At 60.4% G+C, this 25,736-nt stretch carries 24 protein-coding genes; 5 read left to right on the top strand and 19 right to left on the bottom strand.

The genetic code is table 11. The features are described 5' to 3' along the window. The first annotated feature begins 46 nt into the window (after window positions 1-46). Window positions 47-220 carry a hypothetical protein gene (locus ACQZ5K_RS08695; protein WP_003522343.1) on the top strand — a complete coding sequence of 58 codons (174 nt, stop codon included), beginning with the start codon at window positions 47-49 and terminating at the stop codon, window positions 218-220. A 146-nt stretch (window positions 221-366) separates the two neighbouring features. Here the strand turns inward: ACQZ5K_RS08695 and ACQZ5K_RS08690 are convergent, their stop codons facing one another. The 3 genes from ACQZ5K_RS08690 to ACQZ5K_RS08680 all read right to left on the bottom strand — a co-directional run bounded on the left by ACQZ5K_RS08690 (window position 367) and on the right by ACQZ5K_RS08680 (window position 2,377). Further along, entirely contained in the window at window positions 367-1,245 is an 879-nt protein-coding gene (locus tag ACQZ5K_RS08690; RefSeq protein ID WP_448740148.1) for a 50S ribosomal protein L11 methyltransferase, read from the bottom strand. 94 nt (window positions 1,246-1,339) lie between these two features. After that, a complete protein-coding gene (sco, locus tag ACQZ5K_RS08685; RefSeq protein ID WP_003522341.1) occupies window positions 1,340-1,939 on the bottom strand; it encodes a cytochrome oxidase assembly protein Sco in 600 nt (199 codons plus the stop codon). A 141-nt stretch (window positions 1,940-2,080) separates the two neighbouring features. Then, a complete protein-coding gene (locus ACQZ5K_RS08680) occupies window positions 2,081-2,377 on the bottom strand; it encodes a hypothetical protein (protein ID WP_246666937.1) in 297 nt (98 codons plus the stop codon). A gap of 87 nt (window positions 2,378-2,464) precedes the next feature. Between ACQZ5K_RS08680 and ACQZ5K_RS08675 the strand changes: the two genes are divergently transcribed. Further along, complete coding sequence (locus ACQZ5K_RS08675) at window positions 2,465-2,932, top strand: chemotaxis protein CheW (RefSeq protein ID WP_003522339.1); 468 nt, start codon at window positions 2,465-2,467, stop codon at window positions 2,930-2,932. A 36-nt stretch (window positions 2,933-2,968) separates the two neighbouring features. Here the strand turns inward: ACQZ5K_RS08675 and ACQZ5K_RS08670 are convergent, their stop codons facing one another. From ACQZ5K_RS08670 to gcvA, 3 genes are read right to left on the bottom strand one after another with little or no spacing between them, the layout of a single operon-like run. After that, window positions 2,969-3,460, bottom strand: coding sequence for a CreA family protein (locus tag ACQZ5K_RS08670; RefSeq protein ID WP_448740147.1), 492 nt, complete (start codon window positions 3,458-3,460; stop codon window positions 2,969-2,971). A 46-nt stretch (window positions 3,461-3,506) separates the two neighbouring features. Continuing rightward, complete coding sequence (locus tag ACQZ5K_RS08665) at window positions 3,507-4,115, bottom strand: 3'-5' exonuclease (RefSeq protein ID WP_448740146.1); 609 nt, start codon at window positions 4,113-4,115, stop codon at window positions 3,507-3,509. Between the two features lie 43 nt (window positions 4,116-4,158). Then, window positions 4,159-5,061 (bottom strand): transcriptional regulator GcvA, encoded by a 903-nt coding sequence (gene gcvA / locus ACQZ5K_RS08660; protein WP_448740145.1) that lies wholly within the window; start codon window positions 5,059-5,061, stop codon window positions 4,159-4,161. A 197-nt stretch (window positions 5,062-5,258) separates the two neighbouring features. On the opposite strand from gcvA, the gene ACQZ5K_RS08655 reads away from it, so the two are divergent. Next, window positions 5,259-6,185 carry a DMT family transporter gene (locus ACQZ5K_RS08655; protein WP_198939092.1) on the top strand — a complete coding sequence of 309 codons (927 nt, stop codon included), beginning with the start codon at window positions 5,259-5,261 and terminating at the stop codon, window positions 6,183-6,185. Between the two features lie 292 nt (window positions 6,186-6,477). After that, window positions 6,478-7,014: a GNAT family N-acetyltransferase gene (locus ACQZ5K_RS08650; protein ID WP_448740144.1), complete on the top strand. Its 537-nt coding sequence runs from the start codon at window positions 6,478-6,480 to the stop codon at window positions 7,012-7,014. A 6-nt stretch (window positions 7,015-7,020) separates the two neighbouring features. Here the strand turns inward: ACQZ5K_RS08650 and ACQZ5K_RS08645 are convergent, their stop codons facing one another. The 9 genes from ACQZ5K_RS08645 to ACQZ5K_RS08605 all read right to left on the bottom strand — a co-directional run bounded on the left by ACQZ5K_RS08645 (window position 7,021) and on the right by ACQZ5K_RS08605 (window position 19,309). After that, window positions 7,021-7,914 (bottom strand): aminoglycoside phosphotransferase family protein, encoded by an 894-nt coding sequence (locus ACQZ5K_RS08645; protein ID WP_448740143.1) that lies wholly within the window; start codon window positions 7,912-7,914, stop codon window positions 7,021-7,023. Window positions 7,915-7,978: 64 nt separating this feature from the next. Then, window positions 7,979-10,153 carry an NAD-dependent DNA ligase LigA gene (gene ligA / locus ACQZ5K_RS08640; RefSeq protein WP_448740142.1) on the bottom strand — a complete coding sequence of 725 codons (2,175 nt, stop codon included), beginning with the start codon at window positions 10,151-10,153 and terminating at the stop codon, window positions 7,979-7,981. 114 nt (window positions 10,154-10,267) lie between these two features. Beyond that, complete coding sequence (gene recN, locus ACQZ5K_RS08635; RefSeq protein ID WP_448740141.1) at window positions 10,268-11,941, bottom strand: DNA repair protein RecN; 1,674 nt, start codon at window positions 11,939-11,941, stop codon at window positions 10,268-10,270. A 15-nt stretch (window positions 11,942-11,956) separates the two neighbouring features. Next, window positions 11,957-12,823: an outer membrane protein assembly factor BamD gene (locus tag ACQZ5K_RS08630; protein ID WP_003522209.1), complete on the bottom strand. Its 867-nt coding sequence runs from the start codon at window positions 12,821-12,823 to the stop codon at window positions 11,957-11,959. Between the two features lie 233 nt (window positions 12,824-13,056). Further along, on the bottom strand, window positions 13,057-14,016 hold the full coding sequence (lpxC, locus tag ACQZ5K_RS08625; protein ID WP_003522208.1) for a UDP-3-O-acyl-N-acetylglucosamine deacetylase: 960 nt from the start codon (window positions 14,014-14,016) through the stop codon (window positions 13,057-13,059). 265 nt (window positions 14,017-14,281) lie between these two features. Beyond that, the gene (gene ftsZ / locus ACQZ5K_RS08620) at window positions 14,282-16,042 is read right to left on the bottom strand and encodes a cell division protein FtsZ (RefSeq protein ID WP_137003770.1); all 1,761 of its coding nucleotides are present in this window, start codon (window positions 16,040-16,042) and stop codon (window positions 14,282-14,284) included. 92 nt (window positions 16,043-16,134) lie between these two features. Further along, window positions 16,135-17,466 (bottom strand): cell division protein FtsA, encoded by a 1,332-nt coding sequence (gene ftsA, locus ACQZ5K_RS08615; protein ID WP_003513208.1) that lies wholly within the window; start codon window positions 17,464-17,466, stop codon window positions 16,135-16,137. Further along, window positions 17,463-18,395, bottom strand: a complete 933-nt coding sequence (locus tag ACQZ5K_RS08610) for a cell division protein FtsQ/DivIB (RefSeq protein ID WP_448740140.1) — start codon at window positions 18,393-18,395, stop codon at window positions 17,463-17,465. Before ACQZ5K_RS08610 ends, ftsA begins: the two co-directional genes overlap by 4 nt. Beyond that, window positions 18,383-19,309 carry a D-alanine--D-alanine ligase gene (locus ACQZ5K_RS08605; protein WP_059756663.1) on the bottom strand — a complete coding sequence of 309 codons (927 nt, stop codon included), beginning with the start codon at window positions 19,307-19,309 and terminating at the stop codon, window positions 18,383-18,385. The genes ACQZ5K_RS08610 and ACQZ5K_RS08605 overlap by 13 nt, the downstream gene beginning before the upstream one ends. Window positions 19,310-19,852: 543 nt before the next feature. Between ACQZ5K_RS08605 and ACQZ5K_RS08600 the strand changes: the two genes are divergently transcribed. Further along, a complete protein-coding gene (locus tag ACQZ5K_RS08600; protein WP_003522203.1) occupies window positions 19,853-21,157 on the top strand; it encodes an MFS transporter in 1,305 nt (434 codons plus the stop codon). A 75-nt stretch (window positions 21,158-21,232) separates the two neighbouring features. Here the strand turns inward: ACQZ5K_RS08600 and ACQZ5K_RS08595 are convergent, their stop codons facing one another. From ACQZ5K_RS08595 to murG, 4 genes are all read right to left on the bottom strand, one after another. Further along, complete coding sequence (locus ACQZ5K_RS08595; RefSeq protein WP_448740139.1) at window positions 21,233-22,042, bottom strand: GGDEF domain-containing protein; 810 nt, start codon at window positions 22,040-22,042, stop codon at window positions 21,233-21,235. 182 nt (window positions 22,043-22,224) lie between these two features. Beyond that, window positions 22,225-23,190 (bottom strand): UDP-N-acetylmuramate dehydrogenase, encoded by a 966-nt coding sequence (gene murB / locus ACQZ5K_RS08590; RefSeq protein WP_065655815.1) that lies wholly within the window; start codon window positions 23,188-23,190, stop codon window positions 22,225-22,227. Next, window positions 23,187-24,602, bottom strand: coding sequence for a UDP-N-acetylmuramate--L-alanine ligase (gene murC, locus ACQZ5K_RS08585; protein ID WP_003522200.1), 1,416 nt, complete (start codon window positions 24,600-24,602; stop codon window positions 23,187-23,189). Before murC ends, murB begins: the two co-directional genes overlap by 4 nt. After that, window positions 24,599-25,735 (bottom strand): undecaprenyldiphospho-muramoylpentapeptide beta-N-acetylglucosaminyltransferase, encoded by a 1,137-nt coding sequence (murG, locus tag ACQZ5K_RS08580; protein ID WP_448740138.1) that lies wholly within the window; start codon window positions 25,733-25,735, stop codon window positions 24,599-24,601. Before murG ends, murC begins: the two co-directional genes overlap by 4 nt. Window position 25,736: the final 1 nt, after the last annotated feature.

Genomic DNA, 25,736 nt, shown 5'->3' with positions numbered 1-25,736 from the left:
AACACAGCGAGAGAGACACTCTCCTGGCAAACAAGGATTTGAAGCAATGGCAAAATCTTTCCTCCGCACCGCCTTCGATCGCGTCGTTGAAGCACGCGAGCGTCAGGTCAGCCGCCATGTCAACGCCGCCCTTCTGAACCTCGACGACAAGTCGCTGGAAGCGCTCGGCATGAACCGCGCCGATCTTCGTCGCAAGGCAAAGTCCAGCTACGTATTCTGATGACGTCCGGCGCGGCGATCCTCCCTCCACCGCGCCGAACAGGAATACGTCGACCCGCTTGAGCAAGCTCCTCCCATGCTCGCGGGTTTCCAGGCGGCGCGAAAGCGCCGCCTTTTCTTTTGCCCGAAAGGGATGCTGCCGCTGGTTCAGTCTTTACGCAGATGCAACGTGACCCAGCCGTTGCGCCAGATGGTGCGGACATGGGAAAGCCGGGCGCCATTATAGGCGGAAAGCACCTTCCAGCGCTGTGACGCCAGAATGCCGGACAGGATGACGGTGCCGCCGGGCGCCAGATGCGTGACGAGCTGCGGCGCCATCTTGATGAGCGGCCGCGCCAGAATATTGGCGATGATGAGATCGAACGGACCATGCTTGCGGAAGGCGTCCGAGTGGAAGCCCGGCGCGGTCTCCAGCGCCATCCCGGAGACGATGCCGTTCAGACGCACATTCTCCTTCGCCACCTTGACGGCGATGGGGTCGATATCCGTCGCCAGCACGGGAATGGGGCGCATCTTGCGCACCGCAATTGCCAGAACGCCGCTGCCGGTGCCAAGATCGAGCGCGTTACGCACGGTCCGCGCCCGCAGAACCTCCTCGATCATCTCAAGGCAGCCGGCCGTCGTGCCGTGATGGCCGGTGCCGAAAGCCTGCCCCGCCTCGATCTCGATTGCCAGATCGTTCGCCCGCACCTTGTCGCGATCATGCGCCCCATGAACGATGAAACGCCCTGACCTGACCGGTTTCAGCCCCTCAAGCGACTTTGCGATCCAGTCGACATCCGGAACGGTCTCCTTCTCGATGACGAGATCGGGAAAGGCCGGAGCAAGCAGGGCGCTGACACGCTCGCGGAACTCTTCCTCCTGTTCGGCCATCAGGTAGACGGAGGCTTCCCAGATATCACGCTTCTCATCCACCTCGGTCGTGGCAATCGCAACATCCTCCTCGCCGAAATAGTCCGACATGAGATCGAGGATTTCACCCGCCTGGATTTCGGTCGTGGTGACGTAAAGTCGGATTTCGCTCACGGCGGGCTGCTTTCTCTGGATGAGGTTATTGTTCTTGCCTTTGCCACAAAACCTCGGCCAGTCCAATAAGCCAGGCGCAATTATGCCGCCTCTATCAGCCCTTCAGAAGATTCTGAAGCTTCTGCTCGGCGACTTCCGGGTTTTCGCCATAAGCAATGGTGCCGGAAAAACGGCCATTGGCATCGAGCAGGATAACGGACGCCGTGTGATCCATGGTGTAATCGCCATTCGGATCCTTCTCGTCCACCGGCACCTTCTTGGCATAGATGCGGTACCCCTTCAGCGTCTCGGCGATCTTGTCGGCCGGGCCGGTGATGCCGGTGATGCGCTTCGAGACGTTGGAGACATATTGCTGCATGATTTCAGGCGTATCGCGCTCGGGATCGACGGAGACGAAATAGGCCTGCAGCTTGTCGCCGGCCGGGTCCACCTTCTCCATCCAGCCGTTCAGCTCGAAAAGGGTCGTCGGGCAGACTTCCGGGCAATGGGTGAAACCGAAGAACAGCGCTGTCGGCTTGCCCTGAAAGGCCTTTTCGGTGATCGGCTGGCCGTTTTGCGCCGTGAGTTGGAAGGGCACACCATAGGCCGTCTCCACCATTTCATTACGCGTCTTCGTCATTTCGATCGTCAACCAGCTGACAACGCCGGCGAGAACGAGCACGACGGCCCACAATACGATGCGAATATTTCTCATTGTCCAATCCTACCCCGAAAGCCGGCGGCATATCGCAGGCCCTGGCAGACAGATAACGAAAGGCGACGGGGACGGCAAATCAACTGGGCGTATTTGCGGGAACCGCGCTGATTTGTCACAAATCCGCAGCCGGAAAACACGTCACAGGCACCAGGCGATGCCGCTCTGTACCGTGGACAGGAAAATATCCGTGCCGTGCCGCACCCAGCCGTCAAAGGCAAGAAGCACGATGGCAAGCGAGGCCACAGCGGCAAGACTAGCCAGAATAAACTTCAGCGGATGGGAAACGAGCGCGTTCATATGCCCATCATAACCTGTTTGCGTGAGCGCGAAAACCGCCAAAATACTGGGTTTTGCCGGCGGGGCAGCAGCAATTGTTAGGGAAAGTTTAAAATCTTGCTGTGCATTATGACCATAGCGGTTTTTAAGCCTCGACATGATGTCTCCCGGTCCATTCTCCGGCCACCGCATAAAGCTCAATCCTGCGCGGGCCTGTTAGAGAGCCATCAGAGGAACCCTGCCGTCATGTCCAACGCCATCAAGCAATCCGGCGCATATCTCGAAATCGTTTCCTTCCATCTGGGCGATCAGGAATTCTGCATCGACATCATGGCGATCCGCGAAATCCGCGGCTGGGCGCCGGTTACCCCGATGCCGCACACCCCGCCTTACGTTCTCGGCCTCATCAACCTGCGCGGCGCCGTCATTCCCGTCATCGACATGGCCGGCCGCCTCGGCATGAAGATGACCGAACCCTCCGAACGCTCCGCCATCATCGTCACCGATATCGGCGGCAAGCTGGTCGGCCTTCTGGTGGAACAGGTCTCCGACATGATGACCATCCGTTCCGAAGACCTGCAGCCCGCACCCGATATCATTCCGGAAGAACAGCGCAGCTTCTGCCGCGGCATCGTGGCGCTGGAAAAGAGCATGGTCTGCTTCCTCAACCTCGACACCGTGATTGCGGACGAGCTGGCACGCGAAGCAGCCTGATCCAGGCATCTATAACGCAATTGAGAGGGGCAGGCCTTACGGCTTGCCCTTTTGCCATGTGACCTGCTGGTTATAGAGCGGCACCGTGGAAATCGCCATCTTGGCCGAACCGTCGGTCAGCTCCCGCGCATGCACCAGATAGATCAGCGTGTCATTGGCCCTGTCATAGACGCGGCTGACGACGAGCTTCTTCCAGACCAGCGACATGCCCTGCCGGAACACCTCTTCCCCGCCCTTGGAGAGATCGATATCGCCGATCTCCACCGGTCCCGTCTGGCTGCAGGAAATGGCATTGTTGGAAGGGTCTTCGAACCAGTTGCCGTTCTTCAGCCGGTCGATGACGCCGCGCTCGAAATAGGTCACATGGCAGGTCACGCCCTTGATCTTCGGATCGGCGATCGCCTCGATGACGGTATCGTTGCCGATCCAGTCGACGCCGACCTCGCCCACCACCTGCGAATGCGCCGCTGTCACCGGAAGCAATGCCAGAAAGCCCGCAAACAAACCCGACAGAGTTTTCATCGTCATCGCATCTTCTCCGTTACGCTGCTTTAAACATAAGTGCGCGGAACGGTTACGCAACCCGGGAGACGGCGCGTTTTTTCATGCTGCAGGGCTGGTAACCGGTAGAGGTGAGACGCCCCGCGACCATGCCGATCTTTTCCGGTAGATCGCGGATATGGGCAACGCGCAAAGCCTTGGCCGCCGCAATCGAAGCGGCCGCGCAGACGACGGCATCTTCCGCTGCATTGTGGTGCACGAAACGCAGCTGGAGGTGATGGGCGATGACATTCAGCTTGTGCGAAACCAGATTGGGCCAGACATGCCGGGCGATCTTGACGCTGCACAGATAGGAAAGATCGGGATAGGACTGCCGGTATTTATCGAAGGACGCCCGCATGACGCTGAAATCGAAGGCGGCATTATGGGCGATCATGGTGGCGCCGTGGAAGTCGTCGATGAACTCCTCCATCACCTCGGGAAATTCCGGCGCATCTTCGACATCGGCCGGGCGGATGCCATGCACGGCGATGTTGAAGGGCGAAAACCGCATGTCCTTCGGCCGGATCAGCCGTTCCTCGACGCGAACGATCTCGCCGCCTTCTATCCATGCAAGCCCGACGGAGCAGGCGCTGCCCCGTTCCTCATTGGCGGTCTCGAAATCGATGGCGATGGTTTTCAAGAGTGATTCCCGTTGTTTCATTCCGGCATAGACCGGATTGACGTCAAAGAGAACCGGCCTCGGCAGAACCCGCTTCCGAAAGCATCCAGTCGATGAGCGTCACCAGATCGGGATTATCCAGCATGCGCCGCGGATAAACGAGGAAATAGGCAAGCGTGCTGGCCATGTCCTTGCCGAAGGGCGCAATCAATGCGCCTTCCGCAAGCTCGCGGGAAACCAGCGAACGCCGGGTTAGCGCAATGCCGTGCCCGGCCTTGGCCGCATCCAGCGCGCCGTTGCTGTCAATGAAGACGGTACCGCCGGAGGCATCCACGTCCGATGCTCCCGCCGCCTCCAGCCAGCGCCGCCATTCATTGCGGTTTTCATCGTGCAGAAGCGGAATGGATTTCAGGTCGCCTGCCTCCTGAAGCGACCCATGTTTCTCCAGAAGTTGCGGCGAACAGACCGGCAGGGTGCTGTCATCGATGAAGCGGATACTCTCCAGCCCTTCATACCGACCGAACCCGTGCCGCACCGCCAGATCGACATCGTCCCTTGAAAAATCCACCAGCCGGTTCGTCACGCTGATGCGGACATCCACCTGCGGGTGTTGCTGCTGGAAGGCAGGCAATCGCGGCATCAGCCATTGAACGGCGAAAGTCGGCGTGCAGCTCAGCGTCAGAACCGTGATCTCGGAGCGCGTCGTCAGTTCCGCCGTCGCCTCGCGCATCATCCGGAAGGCGGTGCGAAGCGCGCCGTAATAACGCTCCCCCTCACGCGTCAGCTGGATGCTGCGTGGCTTGCGGAAAAACAATTGCACGCCAAGCCGCGCCTCCAGCTCCCGGATTTGCAGGCTGACGGCACCGGGCGTGACATTCAACTCATTGGAGGCAAGCGTGACGCTGCGATACCGCGCTGCGGCCTCGAAGGCCTGCAACCCTTTCAGAGAAGGAAGTTCGGCTGCCATAGTTTAGCTCATCTCAATTATCGAACGAGAAACAATCGTTTGAAAACATCATAAAACAGGGAGTAAATAGACGCAACAAGACCTGAAGCGCGGTGAAAACCACCCATCTCCAGTTTGAGCTAAGCTCAACCGATATCGGGTGGATGGCGGCGAGCCCGCCTGCGATCATGTCGATACTCATGCTTTGGGAGATGACCATGGCGATACAGAAACAGATGGATGCCGGTGAATGGGCGATGCTCGTCGCGCTTTCGCTTCTGTGGGGCGGATCGTTCTTTTTCATCGGTGTCGCAGTCAAGGAACTGCCGCCCGTCACCATCGTCACGCTGCGCGTCAGCCTGGCGGCAATCGCGCTTCTGATCGTCTGCCGCATCATGGGCCTTCGCCTGCCGCGTGAATGGGCGGTGTGGCGCGCCTTTTTCGGCATGGGTCTGCTCAACAACATCATCCCCTTCTGCCTGATCGTCTGGGGCCAGACCCATATTGCCAGCGGACTAGCCTCGATCCTCAATGCCACCACGCCCCTCTTCACCGTCATCGTCGCCCATTTTCTCACCGCCGACGAGAAGATGACCGGCAACAAGCTCACCGGCGTGCTGATCGGCTTTGCCGGCGTGGCGACCATGATCGGCCCGGCCGCCTTCACCGGCTCATCCGGCCTCTGGGGCCAGATCGCCATTCTCGGCGCGGCCATCTCCTATTCCTTCGCGGGCATATTCGGCCGCCGTTTCAAGGCCATGGGCGTGCCGCCGCTGATGACCGCCACCGGCCAGATCTCCTCTTCGACACTGATGCTCATCCCGGCCGCCCTTCTTATCGATAAACCATGGACGCTCGCCATGCCGGGCCTCGGAACCTGGGGCGCCCTTGTCGGCATCGCCCTCTTGTCGACGGCGCTCGCCTATCTCATCTTCTTCCGCATCCTCGCCAGCGCCGGCGCCACCAACCTCGCCCTCGTCACCTTCCTCATTCCCGTCAGCGCCATCCTGCTCGGTTCGCTGCTCCTCGGCGAGCAGCTGGAGATGAAGCATTTCGCCGGCATGGCGATGATCGCCGCCGGTCTTGCGGCGATCGACGGCAGGCTGCTTTCCAGATGGCGTCAGCCCCGCGCGAGGCCGCAGTGACGGCAGGAGAACTGAGGCCGCTCCGACAAAAGGTGGCCTCACGTTCCTCATCCTGAAATTTCCGGGACTAAACGTAGCCTTGCCGTCTTGACGCTGAGCGACGCCTCTGGCCTTATGCCCGCCATGATCGGTTTTGCTATCCATATGCGCCTCACCGCAACCATTCGCCCCGCAGGGCGTGTGGCGGTATCGGCGCGTTAGTCAGTCGGTCATCCCGTCCACCACCCTGCCGCATATTGGCAGGGTGCGGTGTTTCCGCTCTGCCTCGGCTGAAAAACGAAGGAGAGCAGACATGCCGGATTTCGATATTTCCCCGCCACTCGACCCCGACGCGCGCTGGCCCGAAGGCCTGTGCATTCGCGCACGCACGCTGGCAGATGCGCCGGGGATAACAGCACTGCACAATATGGCCGGATATCGCTACGGGACGCTGCGCTGGCCGCATCATACTCCGGAAGATATTCGCAAGGGGATCGAAACCCAGCCGGCCAACAGCTTTGCGCTGATCGCCATCCTCGACGGCAAGATCGTCGGCGATATCGGCCTGACGCGCCACAGCAACCGCCGGGCGCATGCGGGCAGCATCGGCATGGGCGTCCATGACGCCTATAAGGGACGCGGTATCGGCAGCGCCATGATCGGCGAAATCCTCGCCATAGCCGATCGCTGGCTGGACCTGAAACGGATCGAACTGACCGTTTTCACGGACAATGAACCGGCGGTGGCGCTTTATCGCAAATTCGGCTTCGAGGTCGAGGGACACCTCAAATCCTTCGCCTTCCGCGACGGCGAGTATATCGATGCCTATTGCATGGCGCGTCTTCGATAGTTCCGGTCAGTTGTCCAGGTGATCCGCAAACACTTCCCGAATGGTCCGCCGTGACCATTCGGCCATTCTGTCGTTACGGCCGCGCTCCGCATCCAGCACGATCAAAGCCTTCCACAGCGCCCAGCCGCGCCCGCGCTGCCATGTCGCCTCATCCAGATCCAGCGCCTGGCGAAAAACGGCGCGGCTTTCCACATCGAGCACATTCCAGGCGAGGATGAGATCGGAAGACGGATCGCCGACGCCGGAACTGCCGAAATCGATGACGGCCGAAAGCCGGCCGTCCTTCAACAGCAGATTGCCCTCGGCAATGTCTCCATGCACCCACACTCCCCGCTTGCGCCAATGGCTCGAAAGTGCAAGCTGCCATATCTCCATGGCCAGCGCCTGATCCACCTCATCGGCAAGCCGCGCCGCCGAAGCCTTCGCCTCCCCGTCATAGACCGAAAGCGAGCCGCCGCGATGGAAGTTATGCGCGCCTGCGGGTGGGCCGTCCGAAGCGTCCACTCGATGCAACGCCTTTAAAAAAACGGCAACATCGATGGCGATGGTTGAAAGATCAACGCGATCCAGATGCCGGGCGAGCGGTTCGCCCTCAAGCCAGCGATAGACGGACCAGCGGAACGGATAACCCTGTCCCGGCTGCCCGAGCGCCAATGGCGCAGGAATCGGAAAAGACAGGAGCGGCGCAAGCGCCGGCAGCCACCGATGCTCCTTCTCCACCTGCGCAACATACCGGGCGGCACTTGGCATGCGGATCAGCATGTCATCGCCAAGACGGAAGCTGCGATTGTCCCAGCCGCTCAGTTCCACCGGCCGGATATTTAACCCCGCCCATTGCGGAAACTGGCTGTCAACCAGCGCCCGGACCTGCTCTGTGCTGACGACAATGCGGTCATCCATGCTGTGCTCTCCGTGTCAGGCGCAAAGCTCTAGCGGCAGATGACAACATTGCCGTGACTATGCATCAGCCGCCTATCAAGGCCAGCCACTCGTCCTCGTCCATGGTCTGCACGCCCAGTTCCGTCGCCTTGGCAAGCTTGGAGCCGGCTCCCGGTCCTGCCACCAGAATATCGGTCTTTTTGGAAACCGAGCCGGCCACTTTCGCGCCGAGGCTTTCGGCGCGCGCCTTGGCCTCGTCACGGGTAAATTTCTCCAGCGAGCCGGTAAACACCACTGTCTTGCCCGCCACCGGACTGCCATCGGTCGAGGGCTTTTCGGCCTCCTTCGGGCGAAGCTCCCGTATCAGCCGGTCGATGACATCGAGATTGCGCGGCTCCTTGTAGAATTCGATGATGGCGCGGGCCACCACCTCGCCGATGCCGTCGATGCTGTTGAGTTCGGCCCAGGCATCGCTCGCCGGATCGACCGCCGCCTTCATGCTCTTTTCGAAATGCTCATAGGTGCCATAGGAGCGCGCCAGAAGCTTCGCCGTGGTCTCGCCCACATGGCGGATGCCGAGCGCGAAGATCAGCCGGTGCAGATCAATCTCGCGGCGGGCATCGATGGCGTCGAACAGCTTTCTGACGCTGACCTTGCCGAAGCCATCGATATTTTCGAGCTTGGTCAGATGGGAGGCTTCCTGCCGCGCCTTCAGGGTGAAAATCTCGGGCGCAGTCTTGATCGAGAGTGCCGGATCGTCGCTTTCGAAGAAGAAATCGATCTGCTTCGTGCCGAGCCCCTCGATGTCGAAGGCATTGCGCGAAACGAAATGTTTGAGATGTTCCATCGCCTGCGCCCGGCAGACGAAACCGCCCGTGCAACGCGTGACCGAATCGAGCTTGCCGGTTTTTTCATTGCGCTCCCGCACCGCATGGCTGCCACAGACGGGGCATTTCTCCGGGAAGGCATATTTCACCGCCTCAGTCGGGCGCTTTTCCAGAAGCACGTCCAGCACCTGCGGAATGACATCGCCGGCGCGCTGCACGATCACCGTGTCGCCGATGCGGATATCGTGGTCCTCCGGGCGGATACGCTCGCCGCTATTGCCGATGCCTTCGATATAATCGGCATTATGCAGCGTCGCATTGGTGACGACGACACCGCCGACGGTGATCGGGGTGAGACGCGCCACCGGCGTCAAGGCACCGGTGCGTCCCACCTGGATTTCGATATTCTCGACGGTGGTAAACGCCTGCTCGGCCGGAAATTTATGGGCGGTGGCCCAGCGCGGGCTGCGCGAGCGGAAGCCCAGCCGTTCCTGCAGATCGAGCCGGTCGACCTTATAGACCACGCCATCGATATCGTAATCGAGATCGGGTCGGGCGACGCCAATTTCATTATAATGCTCAAGCAATTGCTCGGCGGAGGTGAATCGCTTCATCAACGGATTGACCGGAAAGCCCCACTCCCGGAATTTCTCGACGATACCATATTGCGTATCGGCGATCCGCGCCGGCTGGCCGCCATTCGAGACTTCACCCAAGGCATAGGCGAAGAACCGCAGCTTGCGTTTCGCCGTCACATTGGCGTCGAGCTGGCGCAGCGAACCGGATGCCGTGTTGCGCGGGTTCACATAGGTCTGCTTGCCTTCAGCCTCCATCTGGGCGTTGAGCGCCATGAAGTCGCTCTTGGCCATGTAGACTTCGCCCCGCACCTCTACCACATCGGGCACATCGGCGGGCAACTCGTTCGGAATTTCCTTGATGGTCCTGATATTGGCGGTGACATTTTCACCTGTGGTGCCATCTCCGCGCGTCGCCGCCGTCTTCAGCCTGCGGTTCTCATAGCGGATCGACATGGAAAGCCCGTCGATCTTCGGCTCGGCGGTGAAGGCGATGGAATCGTCCGGCAGATGCCCGAGGAAGCGATAGACGGAACTCACGAAATCCCGCAAATCCTCTTCCGAAAACGTATTGTCGAGCGACAGCATCGGCCGCGCATGCACGATGGGCGCAAAGGTCGGAAGCGGTGCGAAGCCGACTTTTTTCGACGGGCTGTCGGCCCGCACCAGCGCCGGGAAAGCCGCTTCGATGGCATCGTTGCGCCGCTTCAGCGCGTCATAGTCCGCGTCCGAAATCTCAGGCGCGTCCTTGCCGTGGTAAAGCGCATCGTGGCGGGCAAGCTCGGCCGCCAGAAACGCAAGCTCGGAAGAGGCTTCAAGCTCGGTGAGGTTTTCGACGGATTTCTGGTCTTTCGACATGACGGCCTCTTTTCGGAATTACCGAACGCTTTTAGCCGAAATAACAAACATTAAAAACAGTTTTGCCGTTGGACTCACAAGCCGAATCCGCTCGCGCAACGCTATCGGCAGCCGTCAGTCCTTGGCCGCCAGCAGGCGAGCCGCCGCAGCCCTCGCCTCGTCCGTCACCGACGCGCCGGCGAGCATGCGGGCGATTTCTTCGGTGCGGTGCTTCGGCTCCATGGTGGCCACGCGCGTGGCGATACGCTCGCTGCCATCGCCGGATGGGCCCTTGGAGATGAGAAGATGGGTCGCCGCCCGTGCCGCCACCTGCGGCGCATGGGTAACGGACAGAACCTGCACGGTTTTCGACAGGCGGCGCAGCCGCTGGCCGATAGCATCCGCCACCGCGCCGCCGACACCCGTATCGATTTCGTCGAACACCAAGGTCGGTGCCGAACCGCGATCCGCCAGCGCCACTTTCAGCGCCAGCAGGAAGCGGGATAATTCGCCACCCGAGGCCACCTTCATGATCGGTCCCGGCCGTGTGCCCGGATTGGTCTGGACATGGAATTCCACCGTGTCGATGCCGTCGGCCGTCGCCTGTTCGGCATCGGAGGTCACCTCGACGGTAAACCGCGCCCGCTCCAGCTTCAGCGCCGGCAGTTCTGCCATCACCACATTGGAAAGCGCATCCGCCGCGTGGTGACGTTTGTCGGAAAGCGATTGCGCGGCACGGTCGAAATCGGCCTTCACCACGCCGAGATTGGCCTCGAGCTTGCCGAGCTTTTCTTCGCCGGCATCGAGATCGGCGAGATCGGCCACCATTTTTTCGGCGAGAGCCGGCAAGTCTGGCACGGCAACATTATATTTGCGCCCGGCGGCGCGCAGCGCGAACAGCCGCTCCTCCACCCGCTCCAGCTCACGCGGATCGAATTCGGTGCGGCGCAGCGCCGCCTCCACTTCCATCTGCGCATTGGAAAGGCTGTCGAGCGCGGCGTCCAGCAATTGCACCGTGTCTTCCAGCAATCCCGGCGCTTCATGGCTCTTGCGCTCCAGACGCCGCATCATCGAGGCGATGACAGGCACGGGCGACGCATTGCCGTTCAGAAATTCGCTTGCCTCGGCGATATCGCCGGCAATGCGTTCGGATTTCTGCATCACCGCCCGGCGTTCGGCCAGCTCGTCCTCTTCACCGTCGCGCGGGGAAAGCGTTTCCAGTTCCTCGACGGAGGAGCGAAGGTAATCCGCCTCGCGGGCCGCCGCTTCCACCTTGGCGCGGTGCGTCTTCAGCGCACGGTCAGCATCCTTCCAGGTGCGATAGAGGCCCTGAACGGCACGAGCCTCATCGCTCAGCCCGGCAAAGGCATCCAGCAGCGTGCGGTGTGCATCGGTATCGACAAGCGCGCGGTCGTCATGCTGGCCGTGAATCTCGACCAGCAATTGTCCGAGCTGGCGCATCATCTGCACGCTGATGGCCTGATCGTTGATATAGGCCTTGGTGCGACCGTCAGAGGATTGCACCCGGCGGAAAATCAGGTCGCCATCGTCGTCGAGACCGTTTTCACGCAGGAGAAGCCGTGTCGGGTGATTGTTCGGGACTTCGAAAGTGGCGGTCACCTGCCCCTTCTCTTCCCCGTGCCGCACAAGGCCGCCATCGCCGCGGCCGCCAAGCGCCAGCGAAAGACTATCGAGAAGAATGGATTTGCCCGCACCCGTTTCGCCCGTCAACACGGAAAGGCCCGCCTCGAAACCGAGGTCGAGCCTTTCGATGAGAACGATATCGCGAATCGAGAGCTGGACCAGCATGGCCTATGCCCCGTCTCAGGCGCCGATGAGCTTCTTGCCGGCGCGCGAAATCCAGGACCCCTTGTTTTCCCGCGGCTCCAGCCCGCTGCCCTTCAGCAGCTTGTAGGAATCCGAATACCATTGGCTGTCAGGATAGTTGTTGCCGAGAACGGCGGCCGCGGTTTGCGCTTCGTCCACCAGGCCCATCGCATAATAGGCTTCCGTCAGACGCGCCAGCGCTTCCTCGATCTGGTTGGTGTTCTGGTACTGCTCGACGACGATGCGGAAACGCGAAACGGCAGCGAGATATTCCTTGCGCTCAAGATAATAACGACCGACCTGCATTTCGCGGCCGGCGAGCTGGTCGCGGGCGAAACGGATCTTGGCCTGCGCATCGGCGACATATTCCGAATCGGGATAGTCGTTGACGACCTTGTTCATCGCCTCGACGGTGCGCTGTGCAGCGCGCTGGTCCTGCGTCACGTCGGAAATCTGCTTGGAATAGGCAAGACCGATCATGTACTGAACGTAAGCGGCATCCTTGGAGCGCGGATATTGCCGCAGGAACCGGCTGCCGTTGGTAATGGCCACATCGTTCTTGTTGGTGCGCGTGGCAATGAAGGTCTGCATCACCAGCGCCTTCTGGCCCCATTCGGTGAACGGGTACTGCTTGTCGATCGCCTCGAACTTGCGTGAGGCTTCCGTCATGTTGCCGGCGTTCATGTTGGCAAGCCCCTGCTTGTACAGAACATCCGGCGGATCGGTCTCGACGCCGAGCTTGGTGATGTCGATATCCGGATCGGACTGGCAGGCCGTGACGGCGACACTCGCGCCGACCAACATCAACGAGACGGCGATCCCCCGCATCGTACCCTTCATTGCACCAGACCCTACATGCTTCATTCGACAGTTCCCACTTCCCGCGCAAATACATAAGCATCGGCTTTGCACTGGCGTTCTAGCCATAAAAGCATCCGCAGGGCAACGCAATGATGACGCATTAACGCATTTTTATGGCATCGACCCGTGCAATCGCATGAATATCAGGCGATATTACGCAACTTCTTGTTCGCATCACGAAAAAGCCGCCCCAAAGGGAGCGGCTTTTTCTGTCAATTGATAGCCTGCGAAGGAATTCACGCAGACCAGGGTGCGAATTCCGGCATGTTGACCGCAACGAATTCGCGGGCGCGCACCATCTGGTTGCGGGCGGCCGGCGCTTCGACGATCTCATAGGCGGTGCGGTCGCTCAAAAGCGCCTTCAGCGCATTCGCATTGACCTTGTGGCCGCCGCGATAGGAGCGGTAGCAGCCGATGAACTGCGCACCGGCAAGCGCCAGGTCGCCCACGGCGTCCAGCGTCTTGTGACGGACGAATTCGTCCTTGGCATAACGCAGGCCTTCCATGTTGATGACGCTGTTGTCGTCGGAGATGACGACCGAGTTCTCAAGCGAGGAGCCGAGTGCATAACCGGCGGCCCAAAGGCGCTCCACATCACGCATGAAGCCGAAGGTGCGAGCGCGCGACAGCTCGTTCTTGAAGCTCTCCGCCGTCAGGTCGCCCTTCCAGGACTGCTTGCCGATCAGCGGCGTGTCGAAATCGATATCGACCTCGAAGCGCGTACCGTCATAGGGACGGAACTCCGCCCAGGAGGCGCCCGAATCGATGCGCACCGGCTTGGTGACCCGAATATAACGGCGCTTCACGCCGAGGCTCTTGATGCCGACCGATTCGATCGCTTCGATGAAAGGTGCGGAGCTGCCGTCCATGATCGGCGCTTCCGGACCGTCGACTTCAACGATGAGGTTATCGAGGCCCATGGCGTAGATGGCAGCCATGACGTGCTCGATCGTCGCCACCGACTGGGAAAGCGAACGGCCGAGCACGGTGCACAGGTCGGTATTGCCGACATTGGCCGAAACCGCCTTCAACTCGGTAACGCTGCCATTGTCATGAAGGCGGTGGAAGACGATGCCCGTTCCGGCTTCTGCGGGCTGGAAGGTCATCGAAACCGGATTGCCGGAATGCACGCCAATGCCTTTGAGCTGAACAGCATTTGCGATAGTTGTCTGAAATCCGAGCAGTCCGATAGTCATGCGAATATGCCTTGTTTTGCAAACCGCGCCGCTTGAGCGCCGTTCAAGTTTTCGAGCCGGTCTGGCAACCGGCCAAGTCCGTGTTTTCCTTTACCCAGCCTCATACATACGCACATGTAGGTGCCACGACAAATCACTGTTCGTTTCGGATTGTTACACGCGTAAACCTTTGAAAAAACGAATTAATTTAGTGTTAATAACGTAAAATAAACAAAACGCCCGGATCGTGAAACCCGGGCGTTCGAAGAGGCGGATGGAATCGCCCTTAGTTGGACTGGCGGCGCAGGAAGGCCGGGATTTCCAGCTGGTCGTCGTCGTGATGGCTGGCCGAAGAAGGCGTTGCGCGGCCGTGGTCGTCAAGCTGGCCACGACGCGGTGCGTAGAGGCTGGCTTCCGGCGAAAGCGGGGCGCGGCGCTGCTGCGGCGCCATGCTCGGCGCATCCATCATGTCGGACGGAACTTCTTCTTCTTCGCGGCGACCAAGCGAGTTGGTGATGCGCTTCAGAAGACCCATCGGGCCACGCTCTTCCTGTGCGGCAGGAGCGGCGTGGGTGCGGTGGTCCAGCTCGGCCTTCACGACCGGCGGGAAGTCTTCGACCTTTGGCATGCGTACCGGCTCGGGCTGGCGGGCAACCGGTGCGGGTTCCTGATAAACAGGAGCCTGCGGCTGCTGCATGCGCGGCGCCGGAGCGGCAACCTGTTCCGGAGCATGGTATACGGGCGCCGGAGCGACCGGTGCCGGAGCGGCCTGCTGAACCGGCTGAGCCGGACGGAGAGCCGCCGGCGCTTCAGCCGGAGAAGATGCGAACAGCTTGCTCTGCGGACGGAAATCCTGAGCCGGCTGCTGGTGTGCGGCGAAACCGAGTTCGCGTTCCATTTCGGCTTCCGCCGAACGGATGGTCTGGGCGATCGGGTCTACGGCCTTCTGTGCCTGCGATACTGCTGGAGCAGGCTGAACTGCGGCCGGAGCGGAAGCAACGGCCGCGGAAGGACGGATAAGCGGCTTGGCAACGGCTGCTGCGGCACGCATATCGGCAACGTTCTGCTCGCCGACGCCAGCAACGCGGTCGATGCCGGTCGCCACGACGGAGACGCGGATGAGACCTTCCAGAGCTTCATCGAAGGTTGCGCCGAGGATGATGTTGGCATCCGGATCGACTTCTTCGCGGATACGGGTTGCAGCCTCGTCGACTTCGAACAGGGTAAGATCGCGACCGCCGGTGATGGAGATCAGCAGGCCCTGTGCGCCCTTCATCGAGGTTTCATCGAGCAGCGGGTTGGCGATTGCCGCTTCCGCAGCCTGCATCGCACGGCCCGGACCGGAAGCCTCGCCGGTGCCCATCATCGCGCGGCCCATTTCACGCATGACCGAGCGAACGTCGGCGAAGTCGAGGTTGATGAGACCTTCCTTCACCATCAGGTCGGTGATGCAGGCAACGCCCGAATAGAGAACCTGGTCGGCCATGGCGAAGGCGTCGGCGAAGGTCGTCTTGTCATTGGCAATACGGAAGAGGTTCTGGTTCGGAATGACGATCAGCGTATCGACGGACTTCTGCAGTTCCTCGATGCCCTGTTCGGCAAGACGCATACGGCGGCCGCCTTCGAAGTGGAAAGGCTTGGTGACGACGCCGACCGTCAGGATGCCCTTGTTGCGGGCTGCCTGGGCGACGACAGGAGCAGCACCCGTGCCGGTGCCGCCGCCCATGCCGGCGGTGACGAAGCACATGTGGGTGCCGTTCAGGTGATCGATGATCTCATCGATGCATTCTTCAGCGGCGGCGCGGCCGACTTCCGGCTGGGAACCGGCGCCGAGGCCTTCGGTGACGTTGACGCCGAGCTGGATCACCCGGTCTGCCTTCGTCATGGTCAGCGCCTGCGCATCCGTGTTGGCGACGACGAAGTCGACGCCCTGGAGGCCGGCCGTGATCATGTTGTTGACAGCGTTACCACCACCACCGCCGACACCGAAAACAGTGATGCGTGGCTTCAGCTCGGTGATATCAGGCTTTTGCAGCTGTATCGTCATTTTAGCATTCCTTCTTTCTCTGGCCGCATCGCCCCGCTGGCCGATTCTTGAAAACTCAACTCTGAAACCTCCGGTTTACGCCACGAGGCCACTCAAAAACTCTCTTTCAGCCATTGCCCCACCCGGGCTATCCGGCCGCTACCCGTACCAAACGGCGAGAACATTCCGCCTTGCGCCGCATGAATTTCGATGTCCGCCACCTGCGGATAGATCATCAGTCCGCAGGCGGTTGAAAATGCCGGTCCCTTCGCCGCGACCGGAAGACCGGCCACACCCATGGGGCGGCCGATGCGAACGTTGCGGGCGAGAATGCGCCGTGCCGTTTCCGGCAGCCCCGTCAGCTGGCTTGCGCCGCCGGTCAGGACAACGCGCTTGCCGACGATGGGGCTGAAGCCGGACTTCTGGATACGATCACGGATCAATTCCAGCGTCTCTTCGATACGCGCCCGCACGATGCGGGTTACAAGTGCTCTTGAAACTTGCGATGGTTGATCGCGATCATCTTCGCCAATCGGCGGGATCGAAATCATGTCGCGCTCATCCGCGCCATTCAGCAAAGCCGAACCATGCACCACCTTCAGTCTCTCCGCATCTTCGATTCGTGTCGAGAGGCCACGTGCAAGATCTGTCGTAACGTGATGGCCGCCAAGGCCGATCGCGTCGGTGTGAATGAGGCGGCCTTCGGCGAAAACCGAGATCGTCGTGGTGCCGCCGCCCATGTCGATGGCCGCGCAGCCGAGTTCGACTTCATCGTCGACCAGCGCCGCCAGACCGCTGGCATAGGGCGTCGCCACCATGCCCTCGACCGAAAGATGGGCGCGGTTGACGCAAAGCTCGAGGTTCTTCAGCGCCGTGCGCTCGACCGTCACCACATGCATGTCGACACCGAGAAGATCGCCATACATCGACAGCGGATCGCGAATGCCGCGCTCGCCGTCCAGCGAATAGCCTGTCGGCAGCGAATGCAGAATCGCCCGGTCCTGGCGCATGGACTGCTGGCTTGCCGCCACCAGAACCTTGCGCAGGTCGCTTGCTTCCACTTCCTGGCCGCCGAGATCGATGCTCGCGGTATAGATATCGCTCGCCAGCCGTCCGGCGGAAACATTGACGATCAGGCTGTCGACGGTAAGGCCCGCCATGCGCTCGGCCGCATCGACAGACAGACGGATCACGCCTTCCAGCGCGTCGAGATCGGCGATCACGCCGGATTTCACGCCGCGCGAACGCTGATGGCCGATGCCGATGATTTCGACCTTATGGGTACGGCCGGGCAGGATTTCGCTTTCCTGGCGCGGCGTCAGCCGGCCGATCATGCACACGACCTTGGTCGAGCCGATGTCGAGCACCGAAACGATGTGGCTGCGCTTGGAAGAAAGCGGCTTCAGGCGAGGCAGGCCGAAATGGGAAGAACCGAAAAAGCTCATGTGTTCTTCTCCGCCTTCTTGAGAGCCTTGGTGCGCGCATCGACAGCGGCCTGACGGCGTTCCGTGGCACCCTCGGTCAGCTGGATCGTGGTGCGGTCAGCGAGCCGGAGATCGACGGCGGCGACATCGCGCGACAGCACCTTTTCCTCGAGATCGAGCCGCGCCAGCAGTTGCAGCGCCTGCGGCAGGTTTTCTTCCGGCAACTTGACGACGATGCCGTTATCGAGATGCAGATCCCAGCGGCGGCCGGCAATGCGGACATAGGCGCGGACACGGTTGCGGATTTCCGGCCAGTCGGCCAGCTGCTCGACGAAACCGGCGGCACCCGTTTCCGCGTCGCGGCCGACGAAGAGCGGCAGGGCAGCGAATTTATTGTCCCGCAGCGGCGCAATGACGCTGCCGCTTTTTTCGATGAGCGACAGTTCCGTTCCATGCTGCCAGATGCCGAAGGCCTGACGCTCTTTCAGCCGGACTTCCACGGTCTTGGGGTACACCTTGCGGATATCGACATCTTCCACCCAGGGAAGCTGCACCAGCTTGCGGCGCGCCGCATCGATATCGAGCGCGATCAGCGAGGTGCTGCCATCGAGGCCAAAAAGCTGGAACACTTCGATTTCGGAGGTCTGCAGATTGCCGGAAACCTTCACGTCCTCGACCGCAAAGCCTGCGGCCGATGTCGTGGTCTGGGTAACGATATTGGTGTGCCCGCCGAGCGACATGCCGTAAAGCCCGGTCACCGCGTAAAAGGCGACGGCCGAAATCGTACCGGTATGGGCAGGAATGTGAATGCGTCCGGTCGCAAGGCTGACACCGAAACGCACGAAGCGACGCAGAGGACGCGGCAATACCATGCGGTCGTCGGCGCTGGCCGCCGCCGCGAATTGTTCGCGCTTTTTTGCCGTCGACTTTTTGCCGATCACCGCAAACACGAAGCGTCCTCCACCATCCAGCTGACAAGGTTACCAAAGGAGCGGCCAGCATGAGCCGCCATTTCCGGCACCAGGGAGGTCGGCGTCATGCCCGGCTGCGTATTCACTTCAAGCCAGATAACTTCGCCATCTTCTGAGAAGCGGTCGTCGTAACGAAAGTCTGAACGGCTTACGCCACGGCATCCGATCGCCCGATGCGCCATAACCGCCAGTGTTTGAATTTTTTGGTAAATTTTCGGTGAAATTTCTGCGGGAATGACATGTTTCGAGCCACCAGCCGCATATTTCGCATCATAATCATAGAAATTGTGACCGAGCGGCACCACTTCGGTGACGCCCAGCGCCTCGCCGTCGAGTACACCGCAGGTCAGTTCGCGGCCGTGAATATAGCGCTCGACCATCACCTGATCGCCGTAGCGCCATTCCGACGAGGTGAGGATTTGCGGCGGATGCGACTGGTCTTCCTTGACGATCACGACACCGAAGCTCGAACCTTCACGCACCGGCTTCACGACATAAGGGGGTGCAAGCGGATGCTCGCTGGTGAAATCGAAGCGGTTCATGACGCGCTCGGCGGCCACCGGAATGCCGGCAGCAGCGGCAACCTTCTTGGCCTGCGCCTTGTCCATGGCGAGTGCGGAAGCGAGCACGCCGGAATGCGTATAGGGAATGGCGAGATATTCGAGGATGCCCTGAATGGTGCCGTCTTCGCCAAAGGGACCGTGCAGCGCATTGAAAGCCACATCCGGGCGCAGCTCGGCAAGTACGGCGGCGATATCGCGCCCCACATCGACCCGGGTGACCTTGTAGCCCTCGTCTTCCAGAGCCTGCGCGCAAGCGTTGCCCGACGACAGGCTGACCGGCCGCTCCGACGAAAATCCACCCAAAAGAACAGCTACGTGCTTGCCGCTCATCGATACCTCTGACACCAACTCTCCGTTACGAACCACGCTCCGAACCGACCGAATTTGACGAACGGTGATTCTGGCACATGACCCTTGGGATCAGTTAAACGCCATTAAGGTTAATGAATCGTTTACTTTCGTTAACCGCCGCGTCCAACGTGCCGAGTTTCGTTAAAGAATCAGCACCGATCCGGATTCCCTCCTTGGAATCAGAGAGTTGCATGGATTGCAACATGCAGGTTTTCAATGATCGGAAATAAAACGGTGCTCGCGCGTCTGCTGGCCCGCGATAAAGGCAAGGCCGAAACGTTAACAGACGGGATTATTCCCCAGGGAAAATTATCTGGCGTTTCAGCGTTTTAAAACCGCGGCCTGAATCAGTCTCTCAATCGCCAAAGCATCCCCGAGAGGCATAACCACACGTGTCGCACTGATGGATCACATTATCTGCATTATTTCTTTTTTAGCATTCCATAAGAACAAAAATTGCGTTAACGCAGTCGTCGCCTCCCAAGGCATGACATTGCAATCATCCAAAATGGAACCAATACCATGACCGACGCGATATCTCCGGTATCGCCGACCGCTGACACTTCGAACGTTGTAAAGACAAATTCGCCTGCACGAGTTCTCACTGCCAGCCTGGTCGGCACGACCATCGAGTTTTTCGATTTCTATGTTTACGCCACGGCCGCAGTGCTCGTGTTCCCCACTTTGTTCTTCCCGAACAATGACCCGATGACGGCGCTTCTGGCGTCCTTCGCCACCTTCTCCATCGCCTTTTTCGCCCGCCCGCTGGGCGCTGTGGTCTTCGGCCACTATGGCGACCGCGTCGGCCGCAAGACTACCCTTGTCGCCGCCCTGCTCACGATGGGCGTCTCGACGGTCGTGATCGGCCTCCTGCCCTCCTATGAGACCGCCGGCGTTCTGGCCCCGCTGCTGCTCGCGCTTTGCCGCTTCGGTCAGGGTTTCGGCCTCGGTGGCGAATGGGGCGGCGCCGTCCTGCTCGCTACGGAAAACGCACCTCCGGGCAAGCGCAGCTGGTACGGCATGTTCCCGCAGCTCGGTGCCCCCGTTGGCCTGTTCCTTTCGTCCGGCGTGTTCTGGATCCTGCTGCACTTCATGTCTCAGGAAGCGCTTTTGAGCTGGGGCTGGCGCATTCCCTTCGTCGCTTCGATCATCCTGATCGCGGTCGGCATGTGGGTTCGCCTGTCGATCACCGAAACGCCCGACTTCCAGAAGGCAATCGAAAAGGAAGAGCGTGTAGCCGTGCCGGTCGCGGAACTGTTCCGCAACCACAAGCGCAGCCTCGTGCTCGGCACCTTCGTGGCGCTGGCCACCTTCGTGCTCTTCTACATCGGCACTGCCTATCTTCTGTCCTACAACGTCAAGGTCCTGAAAATCCCGTTCCTCGACGCGCTGGAAGTGCAGATCCTCGGCTCCATCGTTTTCGGCATCTTCATTCCGATCGCCGGCAAGCTCGCCGAAAAATTCGGTCGCCGTGAAATCCTGATCCTGACGACGGTGCTGATCGGCCTGTTCTCCTTCCTGCTGCCCGGCCTGATGTCCGGTGGCGAAGGCTCGATCTTCGTTTTCGCGGCTCTGGCCATGATGCTGATGGGCATGACCTATGGCCTGATCGGAACGGCGCTCGCCGCCCCCTTCCCGACCCGCGTGCGCTACACCGGCTCGTCCATCACCTTCAACATGGCCGGCATCTTCGGCGCATCGCTGGCGCCTTACATCGCCACATGGCTGCAGGTGAATTACGGCATGGGTTATGTCGGCTATTATCTCTGCGTATCGGCGCTCATCACGCTCGCCTGCATTCTTCTGTCCCGCAAGGACGAAGTCTGATCCGAACGGATTGCCAGACATTAAAAAGCCCGCGAAACCTTCGTTTCGCGGGCTTTTGTTTGCCTGTTTTAACGCTTACGCTACAGCTTGGCGCCGCTCCACATGACCGGTCATGCAGACGCGATTGCGCCCTCCTTCCTTTGCCCGATAGAGCGCCAGATCGGCATTGTGCATGACCTTGTCGAAAATGTCGGCGTCGCCGCGAAACGCCACGCCAATCGAAATCGTCACCGTGATCCGCAAATCCTGATACTCCACCGGGGTGGTCTCGATGGCTGCGCGAACCCTTTCACACATCTGCAGAAAGGCGAGCGGGCTGGTTTCCTGCACAACGACAAATTCCTCGCCACCCAGGCGGGCGACATGCGCAGAAGGATCGAAATGCTCCCTTATCCTGCGGGCGACGTTCGAGATGACGAGATCACCAGCAAGGTGGCTGTATCTGTCATTCACCTTCTTGAAATGATCGATATCGAGAAAGGCGACGCAATAGTCGCTGCCCAGTTCAGCGCATGCAGCATAAAGGCCGAGCCGGTTGCTGAGGCCGGTCAGGGCGTCCGTGTGGCTCAGATGCAGGAAGCGCTCGTGGGATTGCACGAGAATTTTCACTTCCCTGGAATTCAGCCAACAGACCAGCAATGTAATCGTAAACGCCACCGTCCCGCCGAGCGTCACACTCAACATGATGCCGTTGAAGAGATCGGTTACCAGCCCGAACCGCGCGAGAAGCGTCAGGCCACCTATGCACATCAGGATGACAATGATCGTCACGAGACAAGCGATACGAATGGAGAATTCCAGTGGCTCGAGCCGCCTGCGGCCATCCGACGTGGCGACCGAAAAACTTATCATTTCGATCGGTTTTTTCCAAAGACCCAACATCATGCTCAAAAGCGCCTAGATCACGTAATGCCGTTGGTATTTCCTGATAAAAAGTAATTTAATAGAAGGACGAGACGTCGCTTCGCCCCGATAATATGGCAAAAAATGTTGATTGACCGTTACGATACATGAAACGGCCAAATCAACAGCAGGTTTTTCTTGCAATTGGCAGCATTCGCCGAGGCTTAAGCCCCGAGGAACGGCTCCACTTCCCGGCCCGGCATGAACAGGCCAAGGCGCTTGATTTCCCATTCCAGCCGGATGCCCGACTTTTCGAACACGCGCTTGCGAATGGTCTCACCCAGATATTCAAGATCGTAACCGGTTGCATGGCCGGTATTGATCATGAAATTGCAGTGCAGCGACGACATCTGCGCCCCGCCGATGACCAGACCGCGACCACCCGCCTCATCGATCAGTTCCCAGGCGGAATGACCTTCGGGATTCTTGAAGGTGGAACCGCCCGTCTGCTCACGGATCGGCTGCACGGTTTCGCGGTGGTGGCGCACGGCATCCATATCGGCACGGATTTTCGCCTTGTCTTCGGGATAACCCTCAAACAGCGCGCCGGTAAAGATCAGACCTGCATCAGCGCCGGAATGGCGATAGCTGTAGCCCATATCGGCATTGGAAAGCACATGCTGGTTGCCCTGACGGTCGACCGCATAGACCTCCACGACACGCTCGCGCGTTTCGCCGCCATTGGCGCCCGCATTCATGCGCAGCGCACCGCCGATGGAGCCGGGAATGCCGTAATAGAAATGGAAACCGCCGATGCCATTATCCATGGCCATAGCGGCAATATGCTTGTCCGGGCAGATCGCGCCCGCCTTGATGCGGTTTTCGCCGGCAAGCTCCACCTGGCCGAAGCCCTTGGCCGACAGACGGACGACAACGCCCGGAATGCCGCCATCGCGCACCAGAAGGTTCGAGCCGACACCAACCACGGTCAACGGCACGTCTTCCGGCAGAATTTTCAGGAAGGCAATCAGATCGTCGGTATCGTGCGGCTGGAACATGACTTCCGCAAGACCGCCAGCTCTGAACCACGTCACGCGGTCCATGGGCGCATCCGGTGTCAGACGTCCCCGCAATTCATTTACCCCGTCGCCGAGCCTCCCCAGCAATTTAACCCCATCGACCTGTCTCATTCAGACTTTCCTGATATGCTCTTCAATTCCGAAGGCAGTACTGCTGCCCATTGCGTGATATTTCCAGCCCCCAAGAGAACCACGAAATCACCCGGATTCGCAATGCCTGCAACCACTGAGGCGAGATCTTCCCGTTTCTCGAGAAAACGGGCGTCACGGTGGCCGGCGGCCTTGATGGCCGAAACCAGCGCTTCCGAGCTTGCGCCCTCGATCGGATCTTCGCCCGCGGCATAGACCGGAGCAAGGATAATCGTGTCGGCATCGTTAAAACAATGCGCGAAATCGTCGAACAGGCTGGAAAGGCGGCTGTAGCGGTGCGGCTGGTGCACGGCGATGATACGGCCCTTGCAGGCCTCCCGCGCCGCCTTCAGCACGGCCTTGATCTCCACCGGATGGTGGCCATAGTCATCGAAGACCTGCACCCCATTGGCTTCGCCCGTCAGCGTGAAGCGCCGCTTGACGCCGCCGAAGGAGGCAAGGCCCTTCTTGATGTCGGCTTCCGAAATGCCGAGACGATTGGCAACCGCAATCGCCGCCGTCGCGTTCGAGACGTTGTGGCGGCCGGGCATCGGCAGGACGAGGTCCTTGAAGGAGAATATCTTGCCGGTGCGGCGACGGCGGATTTCCACGTCGAACACCGAGCGCGTGCCGTCGATGCGCACATTCGAAAACCGCACATCGGCCTGCGGGTTCTCGCCATAGGTGATGACCTTGCGGTCCTCGATGCGGCCGACCAGTGCCTGCACTTCCGGATGATCGAGGCACATGACGCCAAAACCGTAGAAAGGCACGTTCTCGACGAATTGACGGAAGGCAGCACGCACGGCATCGAAATTGCCGTAATGGTCGAGATGTTCCGGATCGATATTGGTGATGACGGCCACATCGGCCGGCAGCTTCAGGAAGGTGCCGTCGGACTCGTCGGCCTCCACCACCATCCACTCGCCCTCGCCCATGCGGGCGTTGGTGCCGTAAGCATTGATGATGCCGCCATTGATGACGGTCGGGTCGAGATTGCCGGCTTCCAGCAAGGTCGCGACCATGGAGGTGGTCGTGGTCTTGCCATGGGTGCCGCCGATGGCGATGGCGTTACGGAAACGCATCAGCTCGGCCAGCATTTCGGCCCGGCGAACGATCGGCAGGTGCTTTTCACGCGCCGCGATGAGTTCCGGATTGTTCTTTTTAATGGCGGTGGAAACGACCACGACCTCGGCATCGCCGATATTATCCGCCGTATGACCGACGAAAACCTCGATGCCCTTGTCGCGCAGGCGCTGCACATTGGCGCTGTCGGCCTGATCCGACCCCTGAACGCGATGGCCGAGATTGTGAAGCACTTCGGCAATGCCGCTCATGCCGATCCCGCCTATGCCGATGAAATGCACAAGGCCTATGGCTTTCGGCATCTTCATGCCCCAACTCCTTCATTCTTCTTCTTGAATTCCTGCACGGACCGGCCGGAAGCAATCGCCTCCACCAGATCGGCCAGCACATCCGCCGCATGCGGTTTGCCCGTCGCCTTTGCCGCCGCTGCCGTTGCCGAAAGACGATCCGGCTCAGAAAGCGCTGAGGACAGCAGGCCGGAGAGCTTCTGCGGTGACAATTCCGCCTGCTTGATGACGCTTGCCCCGCCAGCCGCCGAAAGCGCTGCCGCATTGGCGGCCTGATCGTGATCGAGCGCATGCGGATAAGGCACGAGGATCGACGGGCGGCCGATCACCGAAAGCTCCGATACCGTCGACGCGCCCGAGCGGCTGATGACCAGATCGGCCTCGCCGATGCGCGACGCCATATCGCCGAAGAAGGGTGAAACATCCGCTTTCACGCCGAGCTTCTGATAGGAGGCGATCACGCTGTCCTTGTCTTCCGGCCGCGCCTGCTGGGTGACGACGATGCGCTTGCGCTGCTCATCCTTCAGCAGGCAGATCGCCGCAGGCACCGCGCTCGAGAAGAACTGCGCACCCTGGCTGCCGCCGAACACGACAAGCTGGAATGCCTCACCCGTCTGCGAGGGCGTATAGGGTATCTCCGACGCCGCCAGCACCGCCGGGCGTACGGGATTTCCGGTCGCCACCGTCTTGTCGGAATATTGACCGTTGGTGGGCGGCAGGAAACCGCCGGCAATCGCTTTCACCCGGCCTGCCAGCGCCTTGTTGGCGCGGCCCATCACCGCATTCTGCTCGTGAATGATGGAGGGAACGCCAAGCCCGGTGGATGCCAGAAGCGGCGGCACGGTGGGATAACCGCCGAAACCGACAACTGCGACAGGCTTCAGTTTCGCCACCAGCCGGCGCGCGGCGCGCAGACCAACCCACAGCTTCCAGAGCGAACGCGCCACGGAAATCGGGTTTTTCGAGCCGATGGTGGCAGACGGCACAACATGGATTTCATCCGCCGGGAACTTGCCCGCATACCGCTCGGCGCGGCTGTCGGTGACAAGGTGCACCTGATAACCGCGCGCTTTCAGCGTGTGCGCGAGCGCCTCGGCTGGAAAGACATGGCCGCCGGTTCCCCCGGCGGCAAGAAGAACAATACCCTTGCTCATG

Source organism: Agrobacterium sp. 22-226-1 (assembly GCF_053522345.1).
This window is presented reverse-complemented; position numbering and strand designations above follow the sequence as displayed.